At 59.5% G+C, this 26,610-nt stretch carries 17 protein-coding genes; 9 read left to right on the top strand and 8 right to left on the bottom strand.

The genetic code is table 11. The annotated features are described in order from the left end of the window. Positions 1-89: 89 nt before the first annotated feature. Both AB9L16_RS13765 and AB9L16_RS13760 read right to left on the bottom strand, forming a co-directional pair. Positions 90-3,578, bottom strand: a complete 3,489-nt coding sequence (locus AB9L16_RS13765; protein ID WP_375122242.1) for a hypothetical protein — start codon at positions 3,576-3,578, stop codon at positions 90-92. Between the two features lie 606 nt (positions 3,579-4,184). Beyond that, the gene (locus AB9L16_RS13760; protein WP_095180108.1) at positions 4,185-4,544 is read right to left on the bottom strand and encodes a response regulator; all 360 of its coding nucleotides are present in this window, start codon (positions 4,542-4,544) and stop codon (positions 4,185-4,187) included. 265 nt (positions 4,545-4,809) lie between these two features. On the opposite strand from AB9L16_RS13760, the gene AB9L16_RS13755 reads away from it, so the two are divergent. Genes AB9L16_RS13755 through AB9L16_RS13735 form a run of 5 tightly spaced genes read left to right on the top strand, consistent with a single transcriptional unit; the run spans position 4,810 to position 11,336 of the window. Beyond that, positions 4,810-8,283 (top strand): response regulator, encoded by a 3,474-nt coding sequence (locus AB9L16_RS13755; RefSeq protein WP_375122241.1) that lies wholly within the window; start codon positions 4,810-4,812, stop codon positions 8,281-8,283. Beyond that, positions 8,283-9,116, top strand: coding sequence for a protein-glutamate O-methyltransferase CheR (locus tag AB9L16_RS13750; protein ID WP_016774863.1), 834 nt, complete (start codon positions 8,283-8,285; stop codon positions 9,114-9,116). The genes AB9L16_RS13755 and AB9L16_RS13750 overlap by 1 nt, the downstream gene beginning before the upstream one ends. Beyond that, positions 9,113-9,706: a chemotaxis protein CheB gene (locus tag AB9L16_RS13745; protein WP_150635166.1), complete on the top strand. Its 594-nt coding sequence runs from the start codon at positions 9,113-9,115 to the stop codon at positions 9,704-9,706. Before AB9L16_RS13750 ends, AB9L16_RS13745 begins: the two co-directional genes overlap by 4 nt. Further along, a complete protein-coding gene (locus AB9L16_RS13740; protein ID WP_375122240.1) occupies positions 9,700-10,914 on the top strand; it encodes an ATP-binding protein in 1,215 nt (404 codons plus the stop codon). The genes AB9L16_RS13745 and AB9L16_RS13740 overlap by 7 nt, the downstream gene beginning before the upstream one ends. A gap of 44 nt (positions 10,915-10,958) precedes the next feature. Then, positions 10,959-11,336 (top strand): response regulator, encoded by a 378-nt coding sequence (locus tag AB9L16_RS13735; RefSeq protein ID WP_056789776.1) that lies wholly within the window; start codon positions 10,959-10,961, stop codon positions 11,334-11,336. A 43-nt stretch (positions 11,337-11,379) separates the two neighbouring features. Here the strand turns inward: AB9L16_RS13735 and AB9L16_RS13730 are convergent, their stop codons facing one another. The 3 genes from AB9L16_RS13730 to AB9L16_RS13720 all read right to left on the bottom strand — a co-directional run bounded on the left by AB9L16_RS13730 (position 11,380) and on the right by AB9L16_RS13720 (position 15,737). Further along, on the bottom strand, positions 11,380-13,050 hold the full coding sequence (locus AB9L16_RS13730) for an ATP-binding protein (RefSeq protein ID WP_056789778.1): 1,671 nt from the start codon (positions 13,048-13,050) through the stop codon (positions 11,380-11,382). Next, positions 13,047-14,549 (bottom strand): ATPase domain-containing protein, encoded by a 1,503-nt coding sequence (locus AB9L16_RS13725; protein WP_056789781.1) that lies wholly within the window; start codon positions 14,547-14,549, stop codon positions 13,047-13,049. Before AB9L16_RS13725 ends, AB9L16_RS13730 begins: the two co-directional genes overlap by 4 nt. Before the next feature lie 132 nt (positions 14,550-14,681). Continuing rightward, the gene (locus tag AB9L16_RS13720; protein WP_375122239.1) at positions 14,682-15,737 is read right to left on the bottom strand and encodes a tetratricopeptide repeat protein; all 1,056 of its coding nucleotides are present in this window, start codon (positions 15,735-15,737) and stop codon (positions 14,682-14,684) included. 171 nt (positions 15,738-15,908) lie between these two features. Between AB9L16_RS13720 and AB9L16_RS13715 the strand changes: the two genes are divergently transcribed. The 3 genes from AB9L16_RS13715 to AB9L16_RS13705 are packed head-to-tail and all read left to right on the top strand — an operon-like array spanning position 15,909 to position 19,189. Continuing rightward, positions 15,909-18,044, top strand: coding sequence for an FUSC family protein (locus AB9L16_RS13715; protein ID WP_150635169.1), 2,136 nt, complete (start codon positions 15,909-15,911; stop codon positions 18,042-18,044). Next, positions 18,034-18,234 carry a DUF1656 domain-containing protein gene (locus tag AB9L16_RS13710; RefSeq protein WP_016774855.1) on the top strand — a complete coding sequence of 67 codons (201 nt, stop codon included), beginning with the start codon at positions 18,034-18,036 and terminating at the stop codon, positions 18,232-18,234. Before AB9L16_RS13715 ends, AB9L16_RS13710 begins: the two co-directional genes overlap by 11 nt. A gap of 25 nt (positions 18,235-18,259) precedes the next feature. Beyond that, positions 18,260-19,189, top strand: a complete 930-nt coding sequence (locus tag AB9L16_RS13705; RefSeq protein WP_375123771.1) for a biotin/lipoyl-binding protein — start codon at positions 18,260-18,262, stop codon at positions 19,187-19,189. A gap of 202 nt (positions 19,190-19,391) precedes the next feature. On the opposite strand, the gene AB9L16_RS13700 is transcribed toward AB9L16_RS13705, so the two are convergent. Genes AB9L16_RS13700 through mexE form a run of 3 tightly spaced genes read right to left on the bottom strand, consistent with a single transcriptional unit; the run spans position 19,392 to position 25,270 of the window. Beyond that, positions 19,392-20,813 carry an efflux transporter outer membrane subunit gene (locus tag AB9L16_RS13700; protein WP_150635171.1) on the bottom strand — a complete coding sequence of 474 codons (1,422 nt, stop codon included), beginning with the start codon at positions 20,811-20,813 and terminating at the stop codon, positions 19,392-19,394. After that, on the bottom strand, positions 20,810-24,001 hold the full coding sequence (locus AB9L16_RS13695; protein ID WP_041480270.1) for an efflux RND transporter permease subunit: 3,192 nt from the start codon (positions 23,999-24,001) through the stop codon (positions 20,810-20,812). The genes AB9L16_RS13700 and AB9L16_RS13695 overlap by 4 nt, the downstream gene beginning before the upstream one ends. 15 nt (positions 24,002-24,016) lie before the next feature. After that, on the bottom strand, positions 24,017-25,270 hold the full coding sequence (gene mexE, locus AB9L16_RS13690; RefSeq protein WP_039761553.1) for a multidrug efflux RND transporter periplasmic adaptor subunit MexE: 1,254 nt from the start codon (positions 25,268-25,270) through the stop codon (positions 24,017-24,019). A 370-nt stretch (positions 25,271-25,640) separates the two neighbouring features. Between mexE and gcvA the strand changes: the two genes are divergently transcribed. After that, complete coding sequence (gene gcvA, locus AB9L16_RS13685; RefSeq protein WP_252886271.1) at positions 25,641-26,546, top strand: transcriptional regulator GcvA; 906 nt, start codon at positions 25,641-25,643, stop codon at positions 26,544-26,546. Positions 26,547-26,610: the final 64 nt, after the last annotated feature.

Raw genomic sequence — 26,610 nt, 5'->3', positions numbered from 1 at the left:
CCTCTGACCCATGGAAGAAAAAAGGGCGCAATTAAACCACAGCGAAGTGATTGAAATGCACCCTGTCCACCGACCAGCCGTTTCAGCGTTTAAATGACCGGTTTGGCGAGGTTGAGCAGCAGCGGCCCTTGTAGAAACTTGCCTGCAGCGGTGTTGCGCACGGCATCGTCGATGGTCTTCACATTGAAGCTCAATATGGCCGGACGCGTTTGTGCTTGATCGAGCAGCGATACCGCAAGCATGTATGACTCAGCGTTGGCCAGCGCCGGATGGTCCTGGACCAGTTTCGGCAGGTTGGCTTTTACCTGGTTGAACTCGACGAATCCCGGTCGGTGCGCCAGAGCGTGGTGTGGATTGATCAGGTTGTCCGGATGCGCCTTGCGCGCGTCCCGAGCCAGCTCCAGCAGTCCGACCGCATCGAACTCCGCCTGATGCAACTCCGGGTAGACCTTGCCGTAGTACAGGTCGAGGGTGTCCGGGCCACCGTGGGACATTTCGTGAATCAGCACGTCGGCGACGCTGCCGTCGTCGTAACGCGACAACTTGTAAAACTCATCGAGATTGTCCGGGTAGATCGACAGAAACCGGCCTGCGGACTCATCGATTTTTTCGCCTGTGCGCAGCGCTGTCTGCCAACGCTTATAGGCCGGTGGCGAAAGCGAGGCGATCACGCCGGGTTGATGCGGGCGGAACGTCACATTGCTGAAACTGATCGACTCGAGATCCTTGCGCATCGCGCTGAGATGTTTCGACACGTGCTGTGCCACTTCATCGGAATCGTTACCGAACACATGCTTGAGCACCGCGCGAATGTCGTCGTTGGAAGACGGTTGCGACAGCGCGTTGATGGAGTTGTCCAGCTTGGTCCGGGCGCGGGGAATGGCTTTTTTCAGATAACCGCGGGTGTAACTGAATGGCTTGAAGCGGCCGAACAGGCGCTTCAACGGGGCGAAGTTACCCAGGTCGAGCAGTTTCAGGCGCGGGCCCCAGGCACCGCCGGTGCGGATGCTCAGCGCGTGCCAGTCCTGGTTGCGTTCCAGCACTGCGATGTCGATCGCCTCGTCAAGCGCGTCGGCGCCTCGCCAGGTCGCCTGACGCACATCGCCGGTGTGGGAGAGCCTGAGCCAGTCCCGACTCTCGACGCCATGGATCAACCTTTTCAATTGCACGCTGGCGGTGTGCGCGGTGTCGAGCGCGGTTTCACCGGCAAAGACCACGCCGCGTTTGACCAGACGAAAACCTTTGCGGGCGAGGGCGGGCAAACCGTCGAGCGGGTTGATCAGCGACACGGCCGCTCGGGCCACGGCTTTGGCGACTTTCAGCAGTTTTAGGGTGGTCGACCCGGTCTTGGCGATGATGCTCGCTGCCGACGCGCCAAGACCGACCAGCAGGCCGATGACCGACAGGCCATCCAGAATGCAGCCACCAATGCCTTCGGCGACACGGTCGGTGCGTCCGGAACGAATGTCTTCAATGCACTGTTTGAACGGCACGATGACGTTGATTGCCAGGTTCTCGACGATCTCCCTGGTGTCGCGCCATTCTTCCAGGCCGTTGCGCACATCCAGTGCGGCATACAACTCTTCGCGGCGGGCGACAGGATGGTTGTCCAGTACGCATTGGGCGATCTCATCCAGTTGCGCAGAAAAGAACAGCGGAACCGCGCGCACATCAGTCTCTTGCAGTTGCAACTGCCAGAGCTTCTCCACCACTACTTTTGAAGTCATGCCCTGGCGTGGTTCGCTGCCTTCGCGGTAGGCGGCGTAATCGAGGGGCCACTCGCTGGCTTTGTTCTTGTCCTGAAAATCGTACTTGCTGCCAGTGTATGAAAGGGTCGGCCGTTGATGAATGAGACCGGTGTCTTGCAGCTTGAGCGCCAGATCCGGACGCTCGTAGCAAACGCCGCGCAGCGTGAACAGTTCGTAAGCGCGCAGCCGATCACCGTTGTCGCAGCAAAGAATAATCCCGTAACGCCCATTGGCCTCATCTCGCTGGATTTGCGTTTCTTGCTGCGTATTCAGTGGATTGACTTCCTTCCTGACGGTGTAGAAGGTCATTTGGCCGCTGGTCAAGGCCTGACGATCATGCTCTGGCATCTGCGTGATCGCCATTTTGATCAGGGACGATAGACCCTCGCGCACGTTCCGGTAGTAACGATCAAACGCCTGGTCAAACAGTTGCGACGGCGATTGCAGTTCGGCCAGGCGGGTGAAGGCATCGGCCGGGGGGTGGAAGTTGTCGCGGGTCTTGAATTTGTCCGAAAGTTGCCCGTCTTCAACCAGATCGCCGGAAAGATACAGATCGAGAATCGACAGGCGTAGGCGCAACAGGCCGTTGATCGCGTATTGGTTGTTGTCAGTGGCGCTGGCGAGGAAATTCCAGAACTCGGTGAGAATTCCCGCCGGATGCGCAGCCTTCAACCCTTCGAGCCAGCTCCGTTCGCCGAAACTGTCCAGGTACTTTATTTCGAAGGCCGGCTGTTCGAGATAGGCGCCGGCGGGCATCACTTGCTCCAGCGCACGCAAAGCGATTTTGCGCCGGTCCGGTGGCGCGGTGGACAAGCCTGTTTCAGACTGGGCCAGAGCCTCCATGTAACGCGAGAAATACGCGCTGGCCTTGATCACCGTGGTCTTGTCGTAGTCTTTGTCGCTGCGGTAAGGGATGACTCCGTTGAGTACCGCCCAGTCCACCACCGCCGGGATCGCCGCCGCTTCGTACAACTTGTCGAGCTCACCGGAAACCGGGGTCAGCTCGGAAAACGCCTTGAGTTGTGCAAACGTCATTGCACGCGAGCTGCCAGGTGCGGCGTGCTCGACCACGGCAGCGCTCTGGCGCGCAGTTACCCAGCCTGGCTTGTCCAGCGTGAGCCCGGGCGGGATCTGGTCGATCAGCAACTCCGGTGCTGCACCCGCGATCAATAGATGCGCTGCCAGTGGCGCGTTGTGCGCTTCGCTCAGGCCCAGATCAACCAGATGCTGTTCGAACAGGACGCGTACTTCGGCAGCGCTGAGTGTGGAATTCGCCGGTTGATAGAAGTCATAGCCGGCGACAAGAGGCTGATCGGAGCGCAATTGCATGTCGATGATCAGCGCAGCGATGACTAACTCATTGACCTGGCGTTCGCGCACGTCCGCGTTATTGGCTTCCAGATGCCAGCCAAGGCGTGCATGCAGGGTTTCTCCCAGGGCGCGAGCGGTTTTTCGCCTCAGGAAGTTGTGCAGGAACTTGTCCGCGTTGTCGCGTATGTCCTGTGCCGGAATCAGGTTGAAGTTGGCGAACGCCAGTACCTGCAACAGGCTTGTCGCACCTTGGGTCAGCTCATGCACTGTCTGGGTTATGACTTTGCGGTCCGCTATCGATAGATGAAACGGTGACGACTCATCGGCGTGGAGCAATTCGTGGTAGTCGCCCAAGGCGGGTGGCTCGGGCAGTTCGAAGGCCAGCCATTCAATCAGTGCCCGGGTTTCGGCAATGTTCGTCGGCACGTCATAACCGTTGAACTTCAACCATTGCACTATGCCAATCACTTGGCCGGAATAAACGACGCCGCCGATGTTCTTCGCCAAATCGGCGAGCATATCGAGTTCTTCGGAAAACACCGAAACTTCAGCATTATCCAGTGCAATACTGAAACGATGAGATTCGAACTCTGAATCATAAACAACGAGAACCCCGGCGTTGGCATCCACTGCTAGTTGAATATCAGCTGAAAAAGAATGGTTGCGTAACAGCTGCGCAAACTCCGGGGTTGCAATTAAATTTTTCAAGGCATTGCGTGCTGGTTCACAGCGTTCGTCAAAACTGCTGCCGATGACCCGGGGGATGAAGCGATCTTGCACATTGAATACAGTGGCGACCGGCAGCGAGGCGCTTGCCGAGTAACTGTCGGCCGAGACTTCAAACTCAGTTGCCTTAAGGGCTTCAACAAGTAACTGAACAATAAGCGCGCGTTCCTGTTTGTCGGAAGCGGAGCAATCGACGGCGGCAGGCACGTCAGAAGAAATGAACTGCATGGGCTCTATCCTGAATGAGTATCGAAAGTTCCCTGGCTGTATTTCGTTATTTATTAACGCGGCCAAAGATGATTCAGGATAGAGCTGGCAGGTTAAGCAATGGCAGTGTTAGTTAGTTGCTGATTATTTTCGGATGTGACAAGTTGCATCTGCGACGGGCATTTATCAGGTTTATTTCAGAATGCCTTTAACTTTGTCGCGCAATTGATCGATGGAGAATGGCTTGCCGATGACATGCATGCCATCGGGTACTTCGAGACTCTCGGCATAGCCGCTGGCGAACAGGATGGGCAGAGCAGGGCGCAGCTGACGGGCCTTTTGAGAGAGTTCGCGGCCATTCATGCCAGGCAGGCCGTAGTCGGTCATCATCAAATCGATGGCTTTGCCAGGATCCGCAAGGATTTCGAGTGCCGCGTTGCCGTCATCAGCCTCCAATACCGTGTATTCCAGCTCCTCCAGCACATCGACGATAAGCATGCGCACGATGGAGTCGTCTTCTACGACCAGGATAGTGGATGGAGTGGCAGACATGGCAGGACTCTCAGAAAAATGAAATCGGGGGATACCGGGCAAGCGAATTTGCCGGACTCTTGCATGAGTAAGTGGCGCATAGCCACAAGTTCCCGAGCTGATACAAAAAAGAACAGGTCAGTGCGGTGAGGCAAGGATAACCGTTGGCGTCGTCCAATGCGCAGGTGTGCGTAGGAAAATGCCATCATTTGTGTGAGAAAAATGGATCCATGGCGGGGTTTTGGGGCAAACTCTCGGGTTTTCAACAGTTCGACAAGGCTGCCCCATGTCCTCTCCGTCCTCGGTTGATGAACAACGGTTCCGCAAACTTCTGAGTCGCAACGTCAGCCTGCCGCTGGGCGTCGGCGTGCTCAGTGCGGTGTTTTTCGTCTCACTGATCACCTATTTGCTGTCCGTCATCCAGTGGGTCGAGCATACCGACCGGGTGATCAATAACGCCAATGAGGCGGTGAAACTCACTGTCGATCTCGAAACCGGCATGCGCGGCTATCTGCTTAGCGGTGACGAGCACTTTCTCGACCCGTACGAAGTTGCCAAGCCGCGTATCGACGTCGCTCTCAATACGTTGCTGGAGCTGACCGCCGATAATCCGGTGCAGACCGACCGCTTGCGTCGCCTGCAAGCGTTGCAGGTGGAATGGGCCAACTACGCGCAATCGATGATCGACCTGCAGCGCAGCAGCGGCGATTATCGCGGTGCGGTCAAGGCTGGGCGGGGCAAGCGCCTGACCGATGAAATCCGCAAGCAATTCGAGGACGTCATCGAGACCGAGCAAGTGCTGCGCGCCACGCGCAACGAGGATGTGCGTCGCACCACCATCTGGAGCATCACCCTTTATCTGATTTTCATCGTTGGTATCAGCGGTTTGCTGGCCTACATCGGCCGCCGTGACCTGGTCAATCTGTCGACCAATTACAGCGCCAACCTCGCGGCGCAACAGGCCAGCGCCGAACGCCTGGAGAAGCAGGCGTGGCTGCGCAACGGCCAGACACAATTGGCCGAGCAGGTGCTGGGGCAACTGACGCTGAACCTGCTGGGGCGCAACATTCTGCAATTCTGCGCGCAATACCTTGGCACTGCCGTCGCTGCGCTTTATGTGCGTGAAGAACATGGCGGCCTCAAGCGCGTGGCGACTTATGGCTTCTCCCGCGAGCAGGAAGAACTGAATCAAACGATTTACAGCGGCGAAGGCATCGTTGGCCAAGTCGCAGAACAGGCACGCCTGATCCGTCTCGACGCGGTCCCTGGCGACTATTTCAAAGTCAGCTCCGGCCTCGGCGCAGGCCTGCCGCACAGTGTGCTGGTGGTGCCTACCAGTGATGATGACCGCGTCAATGGCGTGATCGAACTGGGTTTCCTGCGTCCGCTGTCCGAGCGCGACATCGAGCTGCTGGAGCTGATTGCCGGCAACATCGGCACCTCGATCGAAGCGGCGCGTTACCGTCAACGCTTGCAGGAAGTGCTCGCCGAAACCCAGCAGCTCAATGAAGAGCTGCAAGTGCAGCAGGAAGAGCTGAAGACCGCCAACGAAGAGCTGGAAGAACAGTCGCGGATTCTCAAGGAATCCCAGGCGCATCTGGAAACCCAGCAAGTGGAGCTGGAGCAGACCAACGAGCAGCTCGCCGAACAGCGCGATGCGATGGACAAGAAAAACACCGAGTTGAATCAGGCGCAGATTCAACTCGAAGAGCGTGCCGAAGAGCTGCAACGCTCGAGCAAGTACAAGTCCGAATTCCTCGCCAACATGTCCCACGAACTGCGCACGCCGCTCAACAGTTCGCTGATTCTGGCCAAGCTGCTGGCGGAAAACCCGCAGCAGAATCTGTCGGCGGAACAGGTCAAGTTTGCCGAATCGATCTATTCGGCCGGCAACGATCTGCTCAACCTGATCAACGACATCCTCGACATTTCCAAGGTCGAGGCCGGCAAGCTTGAAGTGATTGCCGAAAACACCCGCGTCGATCGTCTGGTCGATGGCTTGCGCTCGATGTTCGAACCGCTTGCTGCCGACAAGCACCTTGCTTTCACCGTCGAGGTTCAGCCGGACGCTCCCGGCTTACTGTTCACCGACCGGCAGCGGCTGGAGCAGGTGATCAAGAACCTGCTGTCCAACGCGATCAAGTTCACCGAGCACGGCGCCGTCAGCCTGAGCATCACCGCGCAGCCGAATGATCACATCGCTTTCAGCGTCAGGGATTCCGGGATTGGTATCGCTGCGGATCAGCAGGAAAGTATCTTCGAAGCGTTCCGTCAGGCGGATGGCACCACCAACCGCAAGTACGGCGGTACCGGCCTCGGCCTGTCGATCTCGCGGGATCTGGCAACGTTGCTGGGCGGCTCGATCAGCGTCGACAGCGTACCGGGGCAGGGCAGCACGTTCAACCTGGTGTTGCCGCGTCAGTATCACGAATTCGGCGAAACGCCGGCCGCGCCGCTGACTTTTCATACCGCGCCTGCGGTGGCTCCACCAGTGGCCGTTGCGGCACCGCTGAAATCAGCAATTCCAGCGGTTATCCCGCGCTTCGCCGACGATCGCGACAAGGCACCGTTCGCCACGCGCTGCATTCTGGTGGTGGAGGATGAACCGAACTTCGCCCGTATCCTCTATGACCTGGCCCATGAGTTGGGTTACATGTGTCTGGTCGCCCACGGTGCCGATGAAGGTTACGACCTGGCCCGCGAATTCGTGCCGGATGCGATCCTGCTCGACATGCGCCTGCCGGATCATTCCGGTCTGACCGTGCTGCAACGCCTGAAAGAACGCGCCGAAACCCGGCACATTCCGGTGCACGTGATTTCCGTGGAAGACCGCGTCGAAGCCGCCATGCACATGGGCGCCATCGGCTACGCAGTGAAGCCGACCACCCGCGAAGAGCTCAAGGACGTGTTCGCCCGTCTTGAGGCCAAGCTGACGCAGAAGGTCAAGCGCGTGCTGCTGGTCGAAGACGACGATCTGCAACGCGAAAGCATCGCGCGGCTGATTGGCGACGAAGACATCGAAATCACTGCGGTCGGCCTGGCCCAGGACGCCCTGGAATTGCTGCGCACGACCATCTACGACTGCATGGTCATCGACCTCAAGCTGCCGGACATGCTCGGCAACGATCTGCTCAAGCGCATGTCCACCGAGGACATCTGCTCGTTCCCGCCGGTCATTGTCTACACCGGCCGCAACCTGACTCGCGATGAAGAGGCCGAGCTGCGCAAGTATTCACGCTCGATCATCATCAAGGGCGCACGCTCCCCGGAGCGGTTGCTCGACGAGGTCACACTCTTTCTGCACAAAGTCGAATCGCAGCTGTCCCATGAACGGCAGAAGATGCTCAAGACCGCGCGCAGCCGCGACAAGGTCTTTGAAGGTCGCAAAGTGCTGCTGGTGGACGACGATGTGCGCAACATCTTCGCCCTGACCAGTGCACTGGAACACAAAGGCGCAGTCGTGGTGATCGGCCGTAATGGCCGCGAAGCGATTGAGAAACTTCATGAAGTCGAGGACATCGATCTGGTGCTGATGGACGTGATGATGCCGGAAATGGATGGCTTCGAAGCCACCATGGAAATCCGCAAGGATCCGCGCTGGCGCAAGTTGCCAATCATCGCGGTAACGGCCAAGGCCATGAAGGACGATCAGGAGCGCTGCCTGCAAGCGGGCGCCAACGATTACCTGGCCAAGCCCATCGACCTTGATCGTCTGTTCTCGCTGATACGTGTGTGGTTACCGAAAATGGAACGCATCTAGTGGAACGCAGCAGTTCAGCCGAGCGCAACAGCGAAATCGAATTACGCTTGTTGATCGAGGCGATTTACCTGAAGTACAGCTATGACTTTCGCGACTACTCCGGCGCTTCGATCAAGCGCCGGGTGCAGCACGCGCTGAGTCAGTTCGAGTGCGCGACCATCTCGGCCCTGCAAGAGAAAGTCCTGCACGACCCGACGGCGTTCATGCAGCTGCTGCAACTGCTGACGATCCCGGTCAGCGAGATGTTCCGTGATCCTTCGCACTTCCTGGCGATCCGCAACGAAGTGGTGCCGCTGCTGCGCACCTATCCGTCGCTGAAGATCTGGATTGCCGGCTGCAGCACGGGCGAGGAGGTCTATTCGATGGCGATTCTGCTGCGCGAAGAAGGCCTGCTCGACCGCACGATCATCTACGCCACCGACATCAACCCGCGCTCGCTGGAGAAGGCCAAGCAAGGGATTTTCTCCATGGAAAACGTCCGCGCCTACACCGCCAATTACCAGCAGGCCGGCGGCCAGCGTTCGTTTGCCGATTACTACACGGCAGCCTATGGCTACGCGATTTTCGACAAGAGCCTGTGCGAGAACGTGACATTCGCCGACCACAGTCTGGCCACCGACAGCGTGTTCTCCGAAACCCAGTTGATTTCCTGCCGCAATGTGCTGATCTACTTCAACAAGAAGCTGCAGGACCGGGCATTCGGGCTGTTCCATGAATCACTGTCGCATCGCGGCTTTCTGGTGTTGGGCAGCAAGGAAACCCTGGATTTTTCCAACTATTCGAATCAGTTCGAGGCGTTGGTCAAACAAGAACGGATCTACCGCAAATCATGAACGACACCCCGAGCCTGCCTCGCATCGAGGCTGTCGTGATCGGCGCCTCCGCAGGCGGTGTCGAGGCGCTGCTGACCCTGCTCGGGCCATTGCGCAAAGGCTATGTGCTGCCGATCATCATCGTTTTGCATCTGCCGGAAGAACGCCGCAGTCATCTGGCCGAAGTGTTCTCCCGCCGTGTGGCGATGCCGGTCAAGGAAGCTGAAGACAAGCAGGACATTGAAGCCGGCACGGTGTATTTCGCCACGCCCGGTTATCACTTGTCGGTCGAAGCGGATCGCAGCTTGTCACTGAGCCTGGAGGACCGCGTACATCATTCGCGGCCTTCAATCGATTACCTGTTTGAATCCGCCGCCGATGTTTATGGCCAGACACTCGCCGCCGTCCTGCTGACCGGCGCCAATCACGATGGCGCGCGCGGGCTCGCTTACGTCAAGCGTTGCGCCGGCCTGACCATTGTTCAAGACCCCGAGGATGCACAAGTCGCCACCATGCCCCAGGCTGCACTGAACGTTCTGCAGCCGGATCATGTCCTACCCATTCACGGCATCGGCCGTCTGCTAGTCGAGCTGGAACGAATCGCATGCTGAGTAATATCCAAGCCAAACTGTTGATCGTTGACGATCTGCCAGAAAACCTGCTGGCGCTGGAAGCGCTGATCAAGCGCGAGGATCGCACGGTCTATAAGGCTCTGTCGGCGGACGAAGCACTGTCGCTGTTGCTGCAGCACGAATTCGCCATGGCCATTCTCGACGTGCAGATGCCCGGCATGAACGGCTTCGAACTCGCCGAGCTGATGCGCGGTACAGAGAAGACCAAGAACATTCCGATCATCTTTGTCAGCGCTGCCGGCCGAGAACTCAACTACGCGTTCAAAGGCTATGAAAGCGGTGCGGTGGACTTCCTGCACAAGCCGCTGGATATCCATGCGGTGAAGAGCAAGGTCAACGTTTTCGTCGATCTGTATCGCCAGAGCAAGGCGATGAAGCAGCAGGTCGAGGCGTTGGAGCAGGCCCGGCGTGAGCAGGAAGCGCTGCTGCAACAGCTGCAAAGCACCCAGCTGGAGCTGGAACAAGCGGTGCGCATGCGTGATGACTTCATGTCCATCGTCGCCCACGAGGTGCGTACGCCGCTCAATGGCCTGATTCTCGAAACCCAGTTGCGTAAAATGCATCTGGCGCGAGACAACGCCTCAGCGTTCACCCTCGACAAGATGCAGGCGATGGTCGACCGCGATGAGCGGCAGATCAAAAGCCTGATTCGCCTGATCGAAGACATGCTCGATGTCTCGCGAATCCGCACCGGCAAACTGTCGATCCGCCCGAGTCGTTTCGATCTGGTGCAACTGGTCAGCAATCTCCTGCAGAATTTTGCCTCGCAAATGGAAGCGGCAGAAACCAGCGTTTCCTTCGAGGCATCGGCGCCGGTAGAAGGTTGCTGGGACGAGTTCCGCATCGAGCAAGTGGTGTCCAATCTGCTGACCAACGCCTTGCGTTATGGTGGTCGCAGCCCGATTCAGGTGCGCGTCTATCGCGAGGGCGAGGAGGCGCGGGTCGAAGTTCAGGACCACGGCATCGGCATCAGCGCCGAGAACCAGAAGCGTATTTTTCAGCAGTTCGAACGGGTGTCCGCCAAGACGGTGGTGGCCGGGCTCGGGCTGGGTCTGTTCATTTCCGAGCAGATCGTCGCCGCCCATGGCGGCTCCATCGTCGTCGAGAGTGAAATCAACGAAGGCGCCCTGTTTCGCGTTTGTCTGCCGATCCAGGAAAACGGCATATCCGACGCAACCTCTGAGTGACCACACGGTCGTATCAGCAGCTATTGACCGAACAAAGGCTTCCCATGAGCGTAGATGCGCAAGATGTAGTACTCGTCGTCGAAGACGAACCGGTTATCTTGATGGTCCTGACGGATTACCTGTCGGGGCAGGGCTATCGCGTGTTGCAAGCGGAAAATGGCGAGCAGGCTTTCGAGATCCTCGCCAGCAAACCTCATCTCGACATACTGATTACCGATTTCCGCCTGCCGGGCGGGATCTCCGGCGTGCAGATTGCCGATCCGGCGGTGAAATTGCGACCGGACCTCAAAGTGATTTTCATCAGCGGCTATCCGCAGGAAATCCGTGAGACCGGCAGCCCGATTACCAACAGCGCACCGATTTTGGAAAAACCGTTCGATCTGGATGTGTTGCAGGAAAAGATTCAGGAGTTGCTGGCCTGATTCTCATGCAGGAGCTGCCGAGCCTTCGGCAGCTCCTATAGATTCAGCTATTGATCATCTCCCGCACCTTGGCGGTGAGCAGATCAAACGTGAATGGCTTGGTGATCATCTGCATTCCCGAGTCGAGGAAGCCACCGCGCACCGCCGCGTGCTCGGCATAACCGGTGATGAACAACACTTTCAGACCTGGCCGATATTGCCGACCAACCTCCGCCAGTTGACGACCGTTCATCCCCGGTAGGCCAACATCGCTGATCAGCAGGTCGATGCGTTGCGTCGAGTTGAGAATCGGCATGGCGCCGTCGGCATCACCGGCCTCCACGAACGCATAACCCAACTCACTGAGCACGGCGCTGACCAACACGCGCACAGCCGGATCGTCTTCGACGATGAGTACGGTTTCGCCATCCATCGCATACGGAGCCTGCTGCGAATCCGAGACGGGAATTTCCACTTCTTCACCACGGAAACGCGGCAGGTAGAGTTTTACCGTGGTGCCTTGATCGACTTCACTGTCGATCGACACATGCCCGCGCGACTGCTTGCTGAAGCCATAGATCATCGACAGCCCGAGGCCGGTGCCCTGGCCGATCGGCTTGGTGGTGAAAAACGGATCGAACGCACGGCTGACCACGCTCTGCGGCATGCCGCTGCCGTTGTCAGTCACGCTGAGCATCACGTAATCGCCCGGCTCCAGATTGCTGTACGCAGCCGTGAATTCGCGATGCAGCACCTGATTGCTGGTTTCCACCACCAGCTTGCCACCCTCGGGCATCGCATCGCGGGCATTGATCACCAGGTTGAGCAGGGCGCTTTCCAGTTGATTGGGATCGGCCTCGGCAACCCAGAGATTGTCGTCCAGGCGCATTTCCAGATGAATGCTTTCATTGAGGCTGCGTTGCAGCAGCTCGCCCATCGACAGCACCAGCGTGTTCATTTGCACGGCTTTCGGGTCGAGTGACTGACGGCGCGAGAACGCCAGCAGACGGTGAGTCAGGCCGGCGGCGCGGTTCGCTGACGTCACACCTAGATCGATCAGGCTGTCGAGGTCTTCCGTGCGGCCTCGGGCCAGACGTCGACGCAGCAATTCGAGACTGCCGATGATGCCAGTGAGCATGTTGTTGAAGTCGTGAGCGATGCCGCCAGTGAGTTGGCCGACCGCTTCCATTTTCTGCGATTGGCGCAGAGCTTCTTCGTTGTGGCGAAGTTGTGCGGTGCGTTCTTCGACTTGCTGCTCGAGGGTTTCCAGAGTCGATTGCAGGCGGCGTTCGCTTTCACTCAGGTCGATCAGCCGATCGCGCGCTTCATATTGTCGTCGTCGCCCACGGAGCGCGGCGGAGACCAGGCTGACCAGCGTCGCGGGATGGAAGGGGCGCTCGAGAAACGTCACGTTGCCCAGCAGGGTACTGAGGCGCGACGGCGGCCCTTGTTCATCACCGCCATGATGAGTCAGCAGGACAATTGGCATGTCCGACCACGCGGGCTGCTGGTCAAGGTAGGCGATTAGCCCTTCCAGTTCAGGTCCGCGCAGCGCTTCAGCAGCAATCACCAGCAGTCCGGCACCGACCTCCAGCTCGGTGCATAAAGCGCCGAGATTCGGCGCCACCATGCCGCCGTAGCCGGCTTCGTTGAGGATCATCAACGCGATCTGGCTGTCGCGACCCATGGGCGCCAGCACCAGCACCCGCTCGGCCAACGGCGTGTTGACCGTCACAAGCTTTCATCCTCAAGCAATGGATTGCTCGCTCCCATGTAGGTCGGCACGCCACGCAGCACGCCCTGGAAGGATTCCAGCGGTTGGCCGATGGTCATGCCATGCGAGGAGATCCGGTATTCACGGATGGTCGACTCGTGGTTGCCGGTACGTTTCTTGATAATCGAGATCGCCCGGCGGACTTTGCCGAGGGCTTCGAAGTAGCGCAACAGAATCACCGTGTCGGCCAGGTAAGTGATATCGACCGGCGCCTGCATATCGCCCACCAGACCGTGCTGGGCGACCGTCATGAAAGTCGCCGCGCCTTTGCGGTTCAGGTACAGCAACAGCTCGTGCATGTGCAGCACCAGCGCGTTTTCTTCCGGCATCGCCGCTTGATAGCCGTTGATGCTGTCGATTACCACGGTTTTGATACCCAGCTCATCGACGCAACGCCGCACGCGATGGGACAACTCACCGGGAGACAATTCGGCGGCGTCTACTTGTTCGATCAGCAGATTACCGGTGGCCTGCAAGGCTTTGAGGTCGATACCGAGATGACGCATGCGTTCGAACAGCAGGCCCAGCTCTTCATCGAAAATGAACAGCGCGGCTTTTTCGCCTCGAGCCACCGCTGCGGCGGCGAAGATCATCGAGATCAGCGATTTACCGGTACCGGCCGGGCCGAGAATCAGCGTGCTTGAGCCGGTCTCGATGCCGCCGCCGAGCAGGGCGTCCATTTGCGGGATGCCGCTGGACAGCTGCAGACGTGGGTAGTCGCCGCGATGTTCCGCCGCTACCAAGCGTGGAAAAACATGGACGCCGTCGCCCATGATGGTGAAGTCGTGGAAACCGCCACGGTATTTCTGCCCGCGATACTTGACCACTCGAACGCGGCGACGCTCAGCGCCGTAGCTCGGTGTCAGCTCTTCAAGACGAATCACGCCGTGGGCGACACTGTGCACGGTCTTGTCGAGGGACTCGGTGGTCAGGTCGTCGAGCAGCAGGACGGTGGCGTCGTAGCGCACGAAGTAATGCTTGATCGCCAGAATCTGCCGACGATAGCGCAACGAGCTCTGCGCCAGCAGACGGATCTCCGAGAGACTGTCGAGCACTACGCGGGTCGGTTTGAAGCGTTCGACCACTTCGAAAATCTGCCTGGTCGCCTCACCCAGTTCAAGGTCCGAGGAATACAGCAGACTTTGCTGGTGCTCGGCATTGAGCAGGCTTTCCGGCGGTGTCAGCTCGAAGATCTTGATGTTTTCGTTCAGCTCCCAACCGTGGGAGAGCGCACCTTGACGCAGTTCTTTCTCGGTTTCCGAGAGAGTGATGTACAGGCAGCGTTCCCCTGCCAGCGCACCGGCGCGCAGGAAATGCAACGCCACGGTGGTTTTGCCGGTCCCGGGTTCCCCCTCGAGCAAAAACACATGGCCGCGAGACAAGCCACCGGCAAGGATGTCATCCAGACCTACAATGCCGACGGCGGCCTTTGCACTGATCAACTCGTTTGATGTAGTCAAAAAACGCCCTCTTATGACTAGGGTAATCCGGCGGCTGGCTAGAGTGAGCCGCCTGAGTAACTTGACCTCACGGCGTGTTCACGGTTCCGCTTTTTCTTGGACGGGCGGCCAATTGAGTCCGCCCTGACTGGATTAAAGACCTTGTTGCAAGGCCGGGTCGTCCGGATTCAGCTGCTCCAGTTGCGCCAACAGGATCTGCACATTCTGCAGTTGTCCGCTTTCCTTCCAGTAGTTGATCAGCAACACCCGTGCCTTGCGGTCGGCGGGGTGGCGCTGGACGATTTCCTGCAGCTGTTTTTGCGCCGCTTCCAGTTCTTCCGCGCTGTGCAGGGTGGTGGCGAGGTCGTAGCGATAATCCTTGTTGTCCGGCTCCAGCTCGACGGCTTTGGACAGGCCGAGCAGGGCATATTCGCGCTGGCCGTGGTGCAGCAGCCACAGGCCGAGGGCATGTTGCAGATAGGCGGAATCAGGCTGCGCCTTGAGTTGACGTGCGAGCAACTGGCGAGCGGCATCGCTCTGGCCCTGGCGGTCAAGCACATCGATCTGCATGACCAGCGCCGCCAGGTTGCCCGGTTCCAGACGCAAGGTATTGTCCAACGCCTGTTGGGCCTGTTTGTATTCGGCGTTGTGGATATAAAGACGGGCCAGTTGCGCATAGTTGGCGGCGCTTTCCGGCTGGCTTTCCAGTGTCTGCTGCCAGCCATCAATAGCCTGCTGCAGCGGTGCGAAGTACAAACCCAATTCATCCGGGCTCAGGCCGAGCAGGGCATTGATCGCAGCGAAACGGACAGTTTGTTCTTCATCGTCGAGCAACGGCCCAAGCAACAAGCTGCGTTGCCCGCCGGGCACCAGACCGACGATGCTTTTGATCGCGGCGACGCGCACTTGCGGCGCTTCGTGATGCAGGTCGATGTCAGCCAGTTTCAAGGCCTGCGGGCTGGGGTAGTTGGGCAGCTCGCCGTGCAGCCAGACCCGGCGTTTGACCGAGATGTCCGGGCGGCCCAATTGCTGGTACAACTGGCGCGCCGCTCCGGGTTCACCAGTGCGCGCGGCGTTCAGCGCTTCGCTGTAGCCATGTTTGATAGCATCGGGAATGGTCGGTGTGCTGCTGCGCCATGACAGCCAGACGACGCCGAGGATCAGTACGAGGCCTAGGCCGATCAGCAGGTTGCGGCGGGACTGAGTCATGCGGGGTTTCCGAAAGCTTCGAACTTGAGCAGAGCGGCAAGCTTCGTTCAGCTTGGCGCGGGAGTCAAACCGTTGCCGGCGAATCGTCCTACAACACGTGTCGACTGTGAAATCCGTCAGGCTTTTGCTGCAATGTCTACGCTTGCAGAAGTCGTTTTAAAGAGTGTGCCCATGCCAGCGCTGTTCGCTTATTTCAAGGCTTTGATCCATCCCGGTCAGGCTGTTCTGCTGTTTGCCCTGCGGACCATCGCCGCCGGGCTGTTGACCCTATATCTGGCGTTCATTTTCGATCTCGAACAACCGAAGTGGTCGATCATGGCTGTTGTGATTGTCAGTCAGCCATTGGCAGGGATGGCACTGGCGCGCAGTTTCGGCCAAGTGGTCGGCACCACCGTGGGTGCCGCGGTGGCGGTGCTGATCATGGCGATTTTCCCTCAGGCGCCGCTGCCGTTCATCACGACATTGGCGTTGTGGCTGGCGCTGTGCACCGCGGGCGGCACCTTGCTGCGCTACACCAGTTCCCAGGCGTTCGTGCTCAGTGGCTACACCGCAGTGGTGGTGGCCTTGCTGGCAATCCCGGATCAGGAAGGCACGTTTTTGCTAGCGGTCACCCGCGTCACTGAAACCCTGCTGGCCGTTGCCTGCGTGTGCGTGGTGAGCCTGCTCACAGCCCGGCCTGAAGCAGTGGCCAAAGGTTATTTCGCCAAAATCGATCAGGTGATCAAACTGGCCGCCAGCCACGCCGCCGAAGTGCTTCGCACGGAAGAAAGCGAAGCCGATTTTCAGCGTCGGCAGATGCAACTGCTCGGCGAGATCAGCGCACTGGAGGGGTTGCGGCGCCATTTGTATTTCGATGCCCCACGTTTGCGCGATGCCGACAATCTGGTGTTGCTGCTCGGCAATCAACTGATGCTGCTGACCTCGCGACTGACCGCGCTACGGCATCAGCGCGAATTGCTCATCGAACGCTGGGAGGGCGATCTGCCGCTGGAGGTGCAGCAGCTGCGGGCCGAGGAACTGGCGTTGCTTGAGCAACTGGCGCAACAGGGCCGCGCGCTGTCTGGCGCGGACCGGCAACGTTTCGTCACCTTGCAGCAACAATTCGAAGCGTTGGCGTACAAGGCCGAGCAGCAGACCGAGAACATGAGCGCGACCCTGCGTTCACTGGCCTGGGCGCTGCGTTGGGAGCAGGCGCGCCTGCTGCAGCAACTGGAGCAGATTCTCGAACTGAGCGACGCCATTCAGGAAGGGCGCCCGGCCAGTTGCCTCTATCGCGGCCAGAGCAGTCCGTTGCATCTGGATTTCACCCTGGCCTCGATGAACGCCATTCGCGCCTTTACCGCGCTGTTGGTCAGCGGATTGATCTGGATCGAAACGGCGTGGGATGGCGCGCGCGGCGGAATGATTCTGGTGGGGATTCTCTGCTCGCTGATGGCGACGTTTCCGCGTCCGCTCATGGCTGCGCAAAGCTATGCGCGAGGTTTGGGTCTGGCGCTGGTGGTGTCGGCGTTCTATCAATTCATGCTGGTGCCCGCGATCAGTGATTTCGAGCTGCTGGCCTTGCTGCTGGCGCCGCTGCTGTATGCCATTGCCGTGGGCATTTCCAGTCCGGCCACCGCCGGTATCGGCATGGGCCTGGGCCTGTCCAGTTTCCTCATGCTCGGGCCGCAAAATACCGGCACTGGGCAGAATACGGCGATCCAATGGTTCGAATTCGCCGGCGCCTACGTCAGTGCAGCGATGCTGGCCTTGATCGTTTATGCGCTGATCTTCCCGTTCCGCCCGGGCTTGCGCATCCGGCGCCTGTACGGCGAAGCGCGGGAGCAGGTGTACCAACTGAGCAAAATGCCGGCCACCGATGAACAACAATTCGCCTTCGAGAGTCGGATGACCGATCGCCTGACCAGCATGCTCGGCCTGCTGCCAGCGGCAAACGATCGCGCCATGCAACGCTTGTATGAAATCAGCCTGGCTTGCGTAGCCCTGGGCGTGGCCATGCATCAGCTGAGGCAGCAGGCGCAGAACAACGCGTTACTCACCGATGCGTTCAGCCAGCGCCTGGCATCGGCGTTACGCAAGACCGGTCGTTTGGTTGCCGGTCGCGACGATGTCCAGCTCCCGGCGCTGCTGGCGACGTTGCACCAACTCGGAGATCAGCTGGACGAGCTGCACGCCGCCAGCCATGAACATTTATGGTCGGTTTTTCGCATGCGTGTGGCGCTGCTGATTGTGGTGTCGTTCCTCGAGCGCCACGGCGAACATTTGCAACCTCAAGGTCTGGAAGGAGAACCGCAACTTGCCCATTGATTTCGAAATTGGCGGGGTTTATCTGCCGCCGATTGCCCAGGCTCTGTTACTGGCGATCCCGATTTTCATGTTGCTGGACTGGTGCTTGCGCCGCCTGGGCGTACTGCGCCTGGTCTGGCATGAAGCGCTGTTCGAAGGCGCGCTGTACGCCTGTGTCTGCGCCACGCTGATTCTGTTGATGGGAGCCTGATGTCGTGAAAGCACTAGTTGCACGAATGATGACCGTGGCAGTGGTGATCCTGGCGATCATCCTCGGCTGGTTCGCCTGGGAGTATTACACCCGCGCACCGTGGACTCGGGATGCCCGGGTGAGGGCGGACGTGGTGACGCTGTCGGCGGATGTTTCGGGGCGTATCGTCAAACTGGCGGTGCAGGACAACCAGCATGTCGACAAAGGTCAATTGTTGCTGGAGATCGATCCGGCGCGCTATCAACTGGCGGTCGAGCATGCCCGACGCTCGGTGGAAGTATCCAAGGCCTCGCTGGGGCAATCGCAAGCGGCAATCGTCGCCAGTGAAGCGTTGCTCAAACAACGTCAGAGCGAGGAGCGCCGGCGCCGGACGCTGAAGCAGGGCTTCGCGATTTCCGGTGAAGAATGGGAGAAGGCCAGTACCGACGTAGCGGTTGCCCAGGCGGATCTGTTGCGCAATCAGGCTAACCTCGGCTTGGCCGAGGCCAATGTGCAACTGGCAATTGCCGCGCTGACCCAGGCTGAACTGGACTTGCAGCGCACCCGCGTCGAATCGCCAGTGAGCGGTTACGTGACCAACCTGCTTACCCGCCAGGGTGATTACGCACAGGCGGGCGGGGCACTGCTGGCGTTGGTCGACAGTGATTCGTTCTACGTCAGCGGCTATTTCGAAGAAACCAAGCTGCCGCGAATCGCGGAGGGTGATCGGGTACGCATTCAATTGATGAGTGGTGAGCGCTTCGGCGGCACAGTGGAAAGCATCGCCTTCGCCATCGCCGACCGCGAAAACGCGCCCGGCAGCCGATTGCTGGCAAACATCAACCCGAGTTACACCTGGGTGAAGCTCGCGCAACGGGTGCCGGTGCGCATTGGGATTGATGGTGACTTTGCCGGCAAGAATCGCCTGCGCGCCGGTACAACCGCCACTGTCACCGTCCTGGAGGATCACCGCTGATCCATTGTGGGAGCGAGCCTGCTCGCGAAGGCAGAGTATCAGCCACCGCTGATATGTCTGACCTGACGCTTTCGCGAGCAGGCTCGCTCCCACAAAAAATCCCAGTGCTGCAAACAGGCATAAAAAAACCCCGCGACCGAATGATACGCGGGGCAAAAAATTTGGTTGGTTGCGGCCAACCAAAGGAGCTCTTTAACAACCTTTACTTGCTGGCGACCGTCTCCGGTTGCCAGCCACCGCCGAGGGCCTTGTATATCGCGACGATGCCGCGATACAGCTCGACTTCGGCCTGTGCCTGACTGTCTTCGGCGTTCAGGCGCTCACGTTGGGCGTCGAGCAGGACGAGGAAATCGGTGGTGCCTTCGCGGTAGCGGATTTCCGCCAGATCAGCGGCCTTGCGACTCGATTCGCTCTGACGGATCAGCGAGATCAAACGTTGCTGACGCTTGCCGTAATCGCTGAAGGCATTTTCCGATTCTTCCAGCGCCAGCAGCACCTGTTGCTCGTAGTTCGCCAGCGCGCCTTCGGCGTCAGCATCGGCACCGCGCAAACGGGCGCGGACGCTGCCGAGGTCAAACGCAGCCCAGGTGATGCTCGGGCCGAGTGCCCAGGCGTTGGCTGCCGAGGAACCGATCTGCGAGCCACGTCCGGCGGTCCAGCCGAGGAAGCCGCTGAGGCTGACCCGCGGGAACAGGTCGGCCTTGGCCACGCCGATGCGCGCAGTGGCCGAAGCCAATTGCCGTTCGGCGCTGAGAATGTCCGGACGACGTTGCAGCAGTTCACCCGGATCACCGATCGGCAGCGCCTTGGCGATGGCCGGCAGATCCTTCGGGCTCAGGTCGACGGTCAGTTTGTCCGGGCGCTCACCGAGCAGGGTAGCGATACGGTTTTTCTGCCGAACCTGTTCCGCCTGCAACTGCGGCACCGTGGCTTCGACGTTGGCCAGACGCGCATCGGCGCGTTCGACATCGAGCTGATCACCGACACCGGCGTCACGCAGGCTGATGGTGATCTTGCGCGACTCCTGCTGGTTGTTCAGGTTGGCCACGGCGATCTTTTCCCGCAGCTGGGCGCCGCGCAGTTGACCGTAAGCGTCGACCAGTTCGGCAATCATGGTGACTTGCAACTGGTAAAGATCGGCTTCGGCGGCCTGCTGGTCGGCGTCACTGGCTTCCAGATTGCGCTGGATGCGGCCGAACAGGTCGAGCTCCCAGGCCATGTCCAGACCGAGGTCATAGCGCTCGCTATTGACCCGGTCGGTGGTCTGGCCGGGAATCTGGCCCTTGCCCAAGTCGCTGCTGGCGCGGCTGGTGATGGTCGGCATCGCGTCATTGCTGGCGTCGTCGCGGATCGCCCGGGCGGCTTTCCAGCGGGCGAACGCCACGCGCAGTTCACGGTTGCCTTGCAGCGATTGCGTCACCAACTGGTTGAGTGTCGGATCATCGAATTGCTGCCACCAGATGCCTTCGAATTTCGAACGGTCGAAGTTCTTTTGCCCGGCGGCGCCGTCGGTGGCGGTCGTGATGTTGGCCGCCTCCGTAGCTGGGGTCTTGTAGTCGGGGCCGACGGCGCAGGCGCTGAGGGCCAGCACCAGCAGACTCGGCAGGAAGACTTTCAGACTCATTGTTGCGCCTCCAGTGGCTTTTGAAGAGTGTGCGCCTTGGCTGCTTTGCGCTGCTCGCCGCGTTCGACAAAGTTACGGATCAGTACATAGAACACTGGCGTCAGCAGCAGACCGAAGAAGGTCACCCCGAGCATCCCGGAGAACACTGCCACACCCATGGCGTGACGCATTTCGGCACCGGCACCACTGGAGAACACCAGTGGCACCACACCCATGATGAACGCGAACGAGGTCATCAGGATCGGCCGCAGACGCAGGCGGCAGGCTTCCAGTACCGCAGCGAGCGGATCGAGGCCTTCTTCCTGCTTATCCTTGGCGAACTCGACGATCAGAATCGCGTTTTTACAGGCAAGTCCCACCAGTACGATCAAGCCGATCTGGGTGAAGATGTTGTTGTCACCGCCGGAGATGATCACACCGGTAATGGCCGACAGCAGGGTCATCGGTACGATCAGGATCACCGCCAGTGGCAGGCTCCAGCTTTCGTATTGTGCGGCGAGCACCAGGAACGCCAGCAGTACGCAGAGCGGGAACACGAACAGCGCGGTGTTGCCGGACAGAATCTGCTGGTAGGTCAGGTCGGTCCACTCATAGGTCATGCCGTTCGGAAGTTCTTCCTTGAGCAGTTTCTCGATGGCTTTTTCCGCCTGGCCAGAGCTGTAGCCCGGGGCTGCGGCACCGTTGATTTCAGCGGTGATGAAGCCGTTGTAGTGCATCACCCGATCCGGCCCCGAGGTGTCGCTGACCTTGATGAAGGTCGCCAGCGGGATCATTTCGCCTTTGTTGTTGCGTACTTTCAGCTGACCGATCTGGTCGGACTCAAGACGGAACTGCTGTTCAGCCTGAACGTTGACCTGATAGGTGCGCCCGAAGCGGTTGAAGTCGTTGGCATACAGCGAACCCAAATAGATCTGCAGGGTGTCGAAGATATCGCTGACGGCCACGCCGTGGGTCTTGGCTTTTTCACGGTCGATGGCGGCATCGACCTGCGGCACGTTCACCGTGTAGCTGGTGAACAGACCGGCCAGTTCCGGCACGTTGTGGCTTTTGTTGATGATGTTCATGGTTTCTTTGTACAGCTCGTCGTAGCCCAGGTTGCCCCGGTCTTCGATCTGCAGGCGGAAACCACCAATGGTGCCCAGACCTTGTACCGGCGGTGGCGGGAAGATCGCCATGTACGCTTCCTGAATGTTCGCGTACTGGCCGTTCAAGGCGCCGGCAATCGCGCCGGCGGACATGCTCGGGTCTTTACGCTCGTCGAACGGTTTCAGCGTCACGAAGACGATGCCGGCGTTCGGGCTGTTGGTGAAACCGTTGATCGACAGGCCCGGGAACGCTACGGCGCTTTCCACGCCCGGCTGTTTCAGCGCGAGGTCGGACATGCGCTTGATCACGTCTTCGGTGCGATCCAGGCTCGCGGCATCCGGCAATTGCGCGAAGGCCACCAGGTATTGCTTGTCCTGGCCGGGTACGAAACCGGTCGGCGTGCTGGAGAAACCGAAGAAGGTCAGTACCATCAGGCCTGCATACACCAGCAGGGCGATGCCGCTGCTACGGATAACCCGGCGCACGGTGCCGACGTAGCCATGGCTGGCGCGATCGAAGAAGCGGTTGAATGGACGGAACAGCCAGCCGCCGAAGATCTTGTCGAGCACTTTCGAGAAGCGGTCTTTCGGCGCGTCGTGGCTTTTCAGCAACACAGCGGCCAATGCTGGCGACAGGGTCAGCGAGTTGAACGCCGAGATCACTGTCGAGATAGCGATGGTCAGTGCGAACTGTTTGTAGAACTGCCCGGTGAGGCCGGAAATGAACGCCGCTGGAATGAACACCGCACACAGCACCAGTGCGGTGGCCACGATCGGCCCGGTCACTTCCCGCATGGCGCGCTTGGTCGCTTCGACCGGCGTCAGGCCGAGTTCGATGTTCCGTTCGACGTTTTCCACCACGACGATGGCGTCATCCACCACGATACCGATGGCCAGTACCAGGCCAAACAGCGACAGGGCGTTGAGCGAGAAACCGAACAGGTGCATGACCGCAAACGTACCGATCAACGATACCGGCACCGCCACCAACGGGATGATCGAGGCGCGCCAGGTCTGCAGGAACAGAATCACCACCAGCACCACGAGGATCAGCGCTTCGAACAGGGTGTGCACCACCGCCTCGATCGAGCCACGAACGAAGATCGTCGGGTCATACACGATGCTGTAGTCCATGCCCTGCGGGAAGCCTTTCTTCAGCTCTTCCATCTTGCCGCGCACTTCATTGGAAATGTCGATGGCGTTGGAACCGGGACGCTGGAAGATCGGAATCGCTACAGCCGGCTGATTGTTCAGCAGCGAGCGCAAGGCGTATTGGCTGGAACCCAGTTCAATGCGTGCGATGTCCTTCAGGCGAGTGATCTCACCGTCGTCGCCTGCGCGAATGACGATATTCTCGAACTCTTCTTCGGAGACCAGACGGCCTTGGGTGTTGACCGACAGCTGGAAACTTTGCGCGGTCGGGGCAGGGGGCGCGCCCAGTTGACCGGCGGCGACCTGACGGTTCTGCTCGCGAATCGCGGTCACCACATCGGTGGCGGTCAGATTGCGCGAAGCGGTTTTGTTCGGATCAAGCCAGACGCGCAGCGAGTAGTCGCCCATACCGAACAACTGCACGTCACCGACACCACCGAGGCGAGCAAGCTCATCCTTGATGTTGAGGATCGCGTAGTTGGACAGGTACAGCATGTCGTAGCGCTTGTCCGGTGAGGTCAAGTGCACAACCATGGTCAGGTCCGGCGATGCCTTGTCGACGGTGATACCGATGCGCGTTACTTCCTCGGGAAGCTTCGGCTCGGTCCGGGTCACCCGGTTCTGCACTTGCACCTGCGCGTTGTCCAGGTCAGTGCCCAGGGCGAAGGTGATGGTCAGGGTGATCTTGCCGTCGGCGGTCGACTGCGAGGACATGTACAGCATGTTCTCGACGCCGGTGATGGCCTGCTCCAGCGGAGCGGCCACGGTTTCACCGATGACTTTGGGGTTGGCGCCCGGGAAGTTGGCGCGCACGACCACGGTCGGCGGCACGACTTCCGGGTATTCGCTGATCGGCAACTGGAACAGCGAGATCGCACCGGCGATCAGGATCAACAGCGACAGCACCGCTGCGAAGATCGGCCGGGAAATGAAGAATTGGGAAAAATTCATCGGAGTTGTCGTCCCTTAACCGCGTGGGGTCGTAGCAGCCAGCTTCGCAGCCGAACCCGATGCACCCTTGGCAGGGGCAACTTTGGGCAGGTTGCTGGCTTCCAGCGCTTGACGTTGTTGAGCGAGGGCGGCGAGGGTCTGCTCGCTGGCCATCGGAATCACCTCAGGGGTGACCGGTGAGCCAGGACGAACCCGTTGCAAGCCCTTGACGATGATGGTGTCGTCCTTGTTCAGACCGTTGCGGACGATGCGCAGGCCTTCAATCTTCGGACCGAGTTCTACGGCGCGGTAGGCGGTCTTGTTGTCGCCATCCATCACCAGCACGAACTTCTTGCCCAGGTCAGTGCCCACGGCTTCGTCATTGATCAGCATGGCGTTGTAGGTGCCGCTGCCGACCAGTTTCAGCCGTGCGTACAAGCCCGGGGTGTAGGTGCCGTCAGCGTTGTCGAAGACTGCGCGACCACGGATGGTGCCGGTTTTCGGATTGACCTGGTTGTCGACGAAGTTCATCTGGCCGAGGTGCGGGTTGCCGTCTTCGTTGGACAGGCCCATGTATACCGGCGTAGTGGCGCCACGCTGGCCGTTGCGGGCCAGTTGGGTGTATTTGAGGAACACGCGTTCGTCGGCGTCGAAATAGGCGTAGACCTTGTCGGTGGAGACGACGCTGGTCAGTGCGGTGGTATCGGCGGTCACCAGGTTGCCGGCAGTGATTTCGGCGCGGCTGACGCGGCCGCTGATCGGTGCGGTCACGCGGGTGAAGCTCAGATTCAGTTTGGCCAGGTCCAATTGTGCCTGCAGAGCACCGACGGCGGCGCGGGCCTCTTGGGCAGCGCTGGTGCGCGAGTCGGCCAGTTCAGCGGAAATGGCGTTGCTGGTACGCAGACGTTCACCGCGAGCGGCTTCGTTTTCGCTGCGAGTGGCGGTGGCGCGGGCTTGAGCAACCAGAGCTTCGAGGCGGCGTACCTCGGCCTGGAACGGACGCGGATCGATCTGGAACAGCAGGTCGCCTTTCTTGACCAGCGCGCCTTCGGTGAACGCGACCTGATCGATCTGGCCCGAAACCCGTGGGCGGATTTCAACGGTTTCCGGCGCTTCGAGGCGCCCGGTAAATTCGTCCCACTCGTTGACCGGTTGTTCCAGCACCTTGGCCACGCTGACTTTGGCAGCGGGCGGGGCGCCGGCAGTCTCCGGAGTTTTGCCGCAGGCGCTCATCACCAGTACGGCCAGCATGGCCAACGGGAAGCGCAAATGTTTGAGTGATTGTTCCATGGATGCAATCCGCCGAAGTATTGAAGATGGGCGGATGATGCTCGGCGCGGGTGTGATGGCACGAATCGAATGAAGCAAAGGTAACTATCATTCGGAATGATATAAGCGCCGAGGCAGCCCTCTAGCATGCACTTTTCGTTAGGGGGCTAACAATCGGCCTGAAGGCAATTCTGTGTTGCTTGATCTGCAATGATTGCGACCGACGCTGCGCGCGGAGGATTATCCGGCGATTAAATACCTCGCTGTTACCAGCACCTCGCCCACTTGCCGGAGCAATACGCCAATATCGCGGAACGGGCAACCAAGGGAGTTTCGCTCTAACATGAGCGCAACCTCATGCTCTGACATTTATCGTCCCCGGATCATTTTTATGCGCGACCTGCCCCCGACCGCGACCCTGCGGGCTTTTGAAGTGGCCACCCGACACCCGACGTTCACCGCTGCCGCTCAAGAGTTGCACGTGACCCAGAGCGCCGTCAGTCATCAGCTCCGGCACCTTGAAGAACTTTGGGGCTTGCAATTGTTCGAGCGCGGCAAGGCGTTGCGCCTTACAACAGCGGGGGCGACGCTGGCGCCGATCGTGCGCGAGTTTTTCATCAGCCTTGAAGCAACGCTGGAGGATCTGCGCGAGCAAAAGGACAGGGTTCGCCTGACCGTCAGCACCACTTATTCGTTTGCCTTGAAGTGGCTGCTGCCACGCTTGCCGAATCTGTCGCGCCTGCACCCGGAGTTGTTGGTGTCGCTGGATACCACGGACACGATCATCCATTTCGCCAGCGGCGAAGCCGATGTCGCCATTCGCTTGGGCAAAGGCAATTATCCCGGTCTGTATTCGGAGTTCCTGTTCGGTGAGCAGGTGTTTCCCGTGGCCAGTCCCGAACTGCTGCAGCGCGTCGGCAGGCCGGGCAGTCCCGCCGAGTTGCTGCAGATGCCGTTACTCATTCGCGACGGCGCCGAGTTGGCGCCGAAATGGGAGGTGTGGTTTCAGTCCGTCGGGCTGGAGTTTTTACCGCTGCGCGAAGGCGTCAGGTTTGGCGACACCAACATGACGGTGGAAGCTGCGTTGCTCGGCCAGGGAGTGGCGTTGGTGCGCAGCGGCCATGTCGAAAATGAAATTGCCGACGGCCGTCTGGTGAGGCTGTTCGATGTGCCGTTCACTTCGCCGCTTGCTTATTATTTCGTCTGTCCCAAAGGCATCGAAGCCCAGCCGCACATCCTCAGATTTCGTCAATGGTTGCTCAGTGAAGCGTTGAAGGTGCAGAGCGCACAGCGCTGAAGTATGAGTAATTGCTCACGGTGTAATGAGGAGACTTCACTGTAAGGCCAATGCCAGGGATGCC

This window comes from Pseudomonas sp. LW8 (genome assembly GCF_041956865.1).
In the GTDB taxonomy this organism is placed as follows: Bacteria; Pseudomonadota; Gammaproteobacteria; order Pseudomonadales; family Pseudomonadaceae; genus Aquipseudomonas; species Aquipseudomonas siliginis.
Note: the sequence above shows the minus strand (reverse complement) of the source record. Positions and strands in the feature narration are given on the sequence as shown.

Coding starts and splice junctions, on each gene's coding strand:
- AB9L16_RS13765 (WP_375122242.1), bottom strand. CDS start 3,578: ATGCTCGCCGATTTGGCGAAGAACATCGGCGGCGTCGTTTATTCCGGC.
- AB9L16_RS13760 (WP_095180108.1), bottom strand. CDS start 4,544: ATGTCTGCCACTCCATCCACTATCCTGGTCGTAGAAGACGACTCCATC.
- AB9L16_RS13755 (WP_375122241.1), top strand. CDS start 4,810: ATGTCCTCTCCGTCCTCGGTTGATGAACAACGGTTCCGCAAACTTCTG.
- AB9L16_RS13745 (WP_150635166.1), top strand. CDS start 9,113: ATGAACGACACCCCGAGCCTGCCTCGCATCGAGGCTGTCGTGATCGGC.
- AB9L16_RS13740 (WP_375122240.1), top strand. CDS start 9,700: ATGCTGAGTAATATCCAAGCCAAACTGTTGATCGTTGACGATCTGCCA.
- AB9L16_RS13735 (WP_056789776.1), top strand. CDS start 10,959: ATGAGCGTAGATGCGCAAGATGTAGTACTCGTCGTCGAAGACGAACCG.
- AB9L16_RS13720 (WP_375122239.1), bottom strand. CDS start 15,737: ATGACTCAGTCCCGCCGCAACCTGCTGATCGGCCTAGGCCTCGTACTG.
- AB9L16_RS13715 (WP_150635169.1), top strand. CDS start 15,909: ATGCCAGCGCTGTTCGCTTATTTCAAGGCTTTGATCCATCCCGGTCAG.
- AB9L16_RS13705 (WP_375123771.1), top strand. CDS start 18,260: ATGATGACCGTGGCAGTGGTGATCCTGGCGATCATCCTCGGCTGGTTC.
- AB9L16_RS13700 (WP_150635171.1), bottom strand. CDS start 20,813: ATGAGTCTGAAAGTCTTCCTGCCGAGTCTGCTGGTGCTGGCCCTCAGC.
- AB9L16_RS13695 (WP_041480270.1), bottom strand. CDS start 24,001: ATGAATTTTTCCCAATTCTTCATTTCCCGGCCGATCTTCGCAGCGGTG.
- mexE (WP_039761553.1), bottom strand. CDS start 25,270: ATGGAACAATCACTCAAACATTTGCGCTTCCCGTTGGCCATGCTGGCC.
- gcvA (WP_252886271.1), top strand. CDS start 25,641: ATGCGCGACCTGCCCCCGACCGCGACCCTGCGGGCTTTTGAAGTGGCC.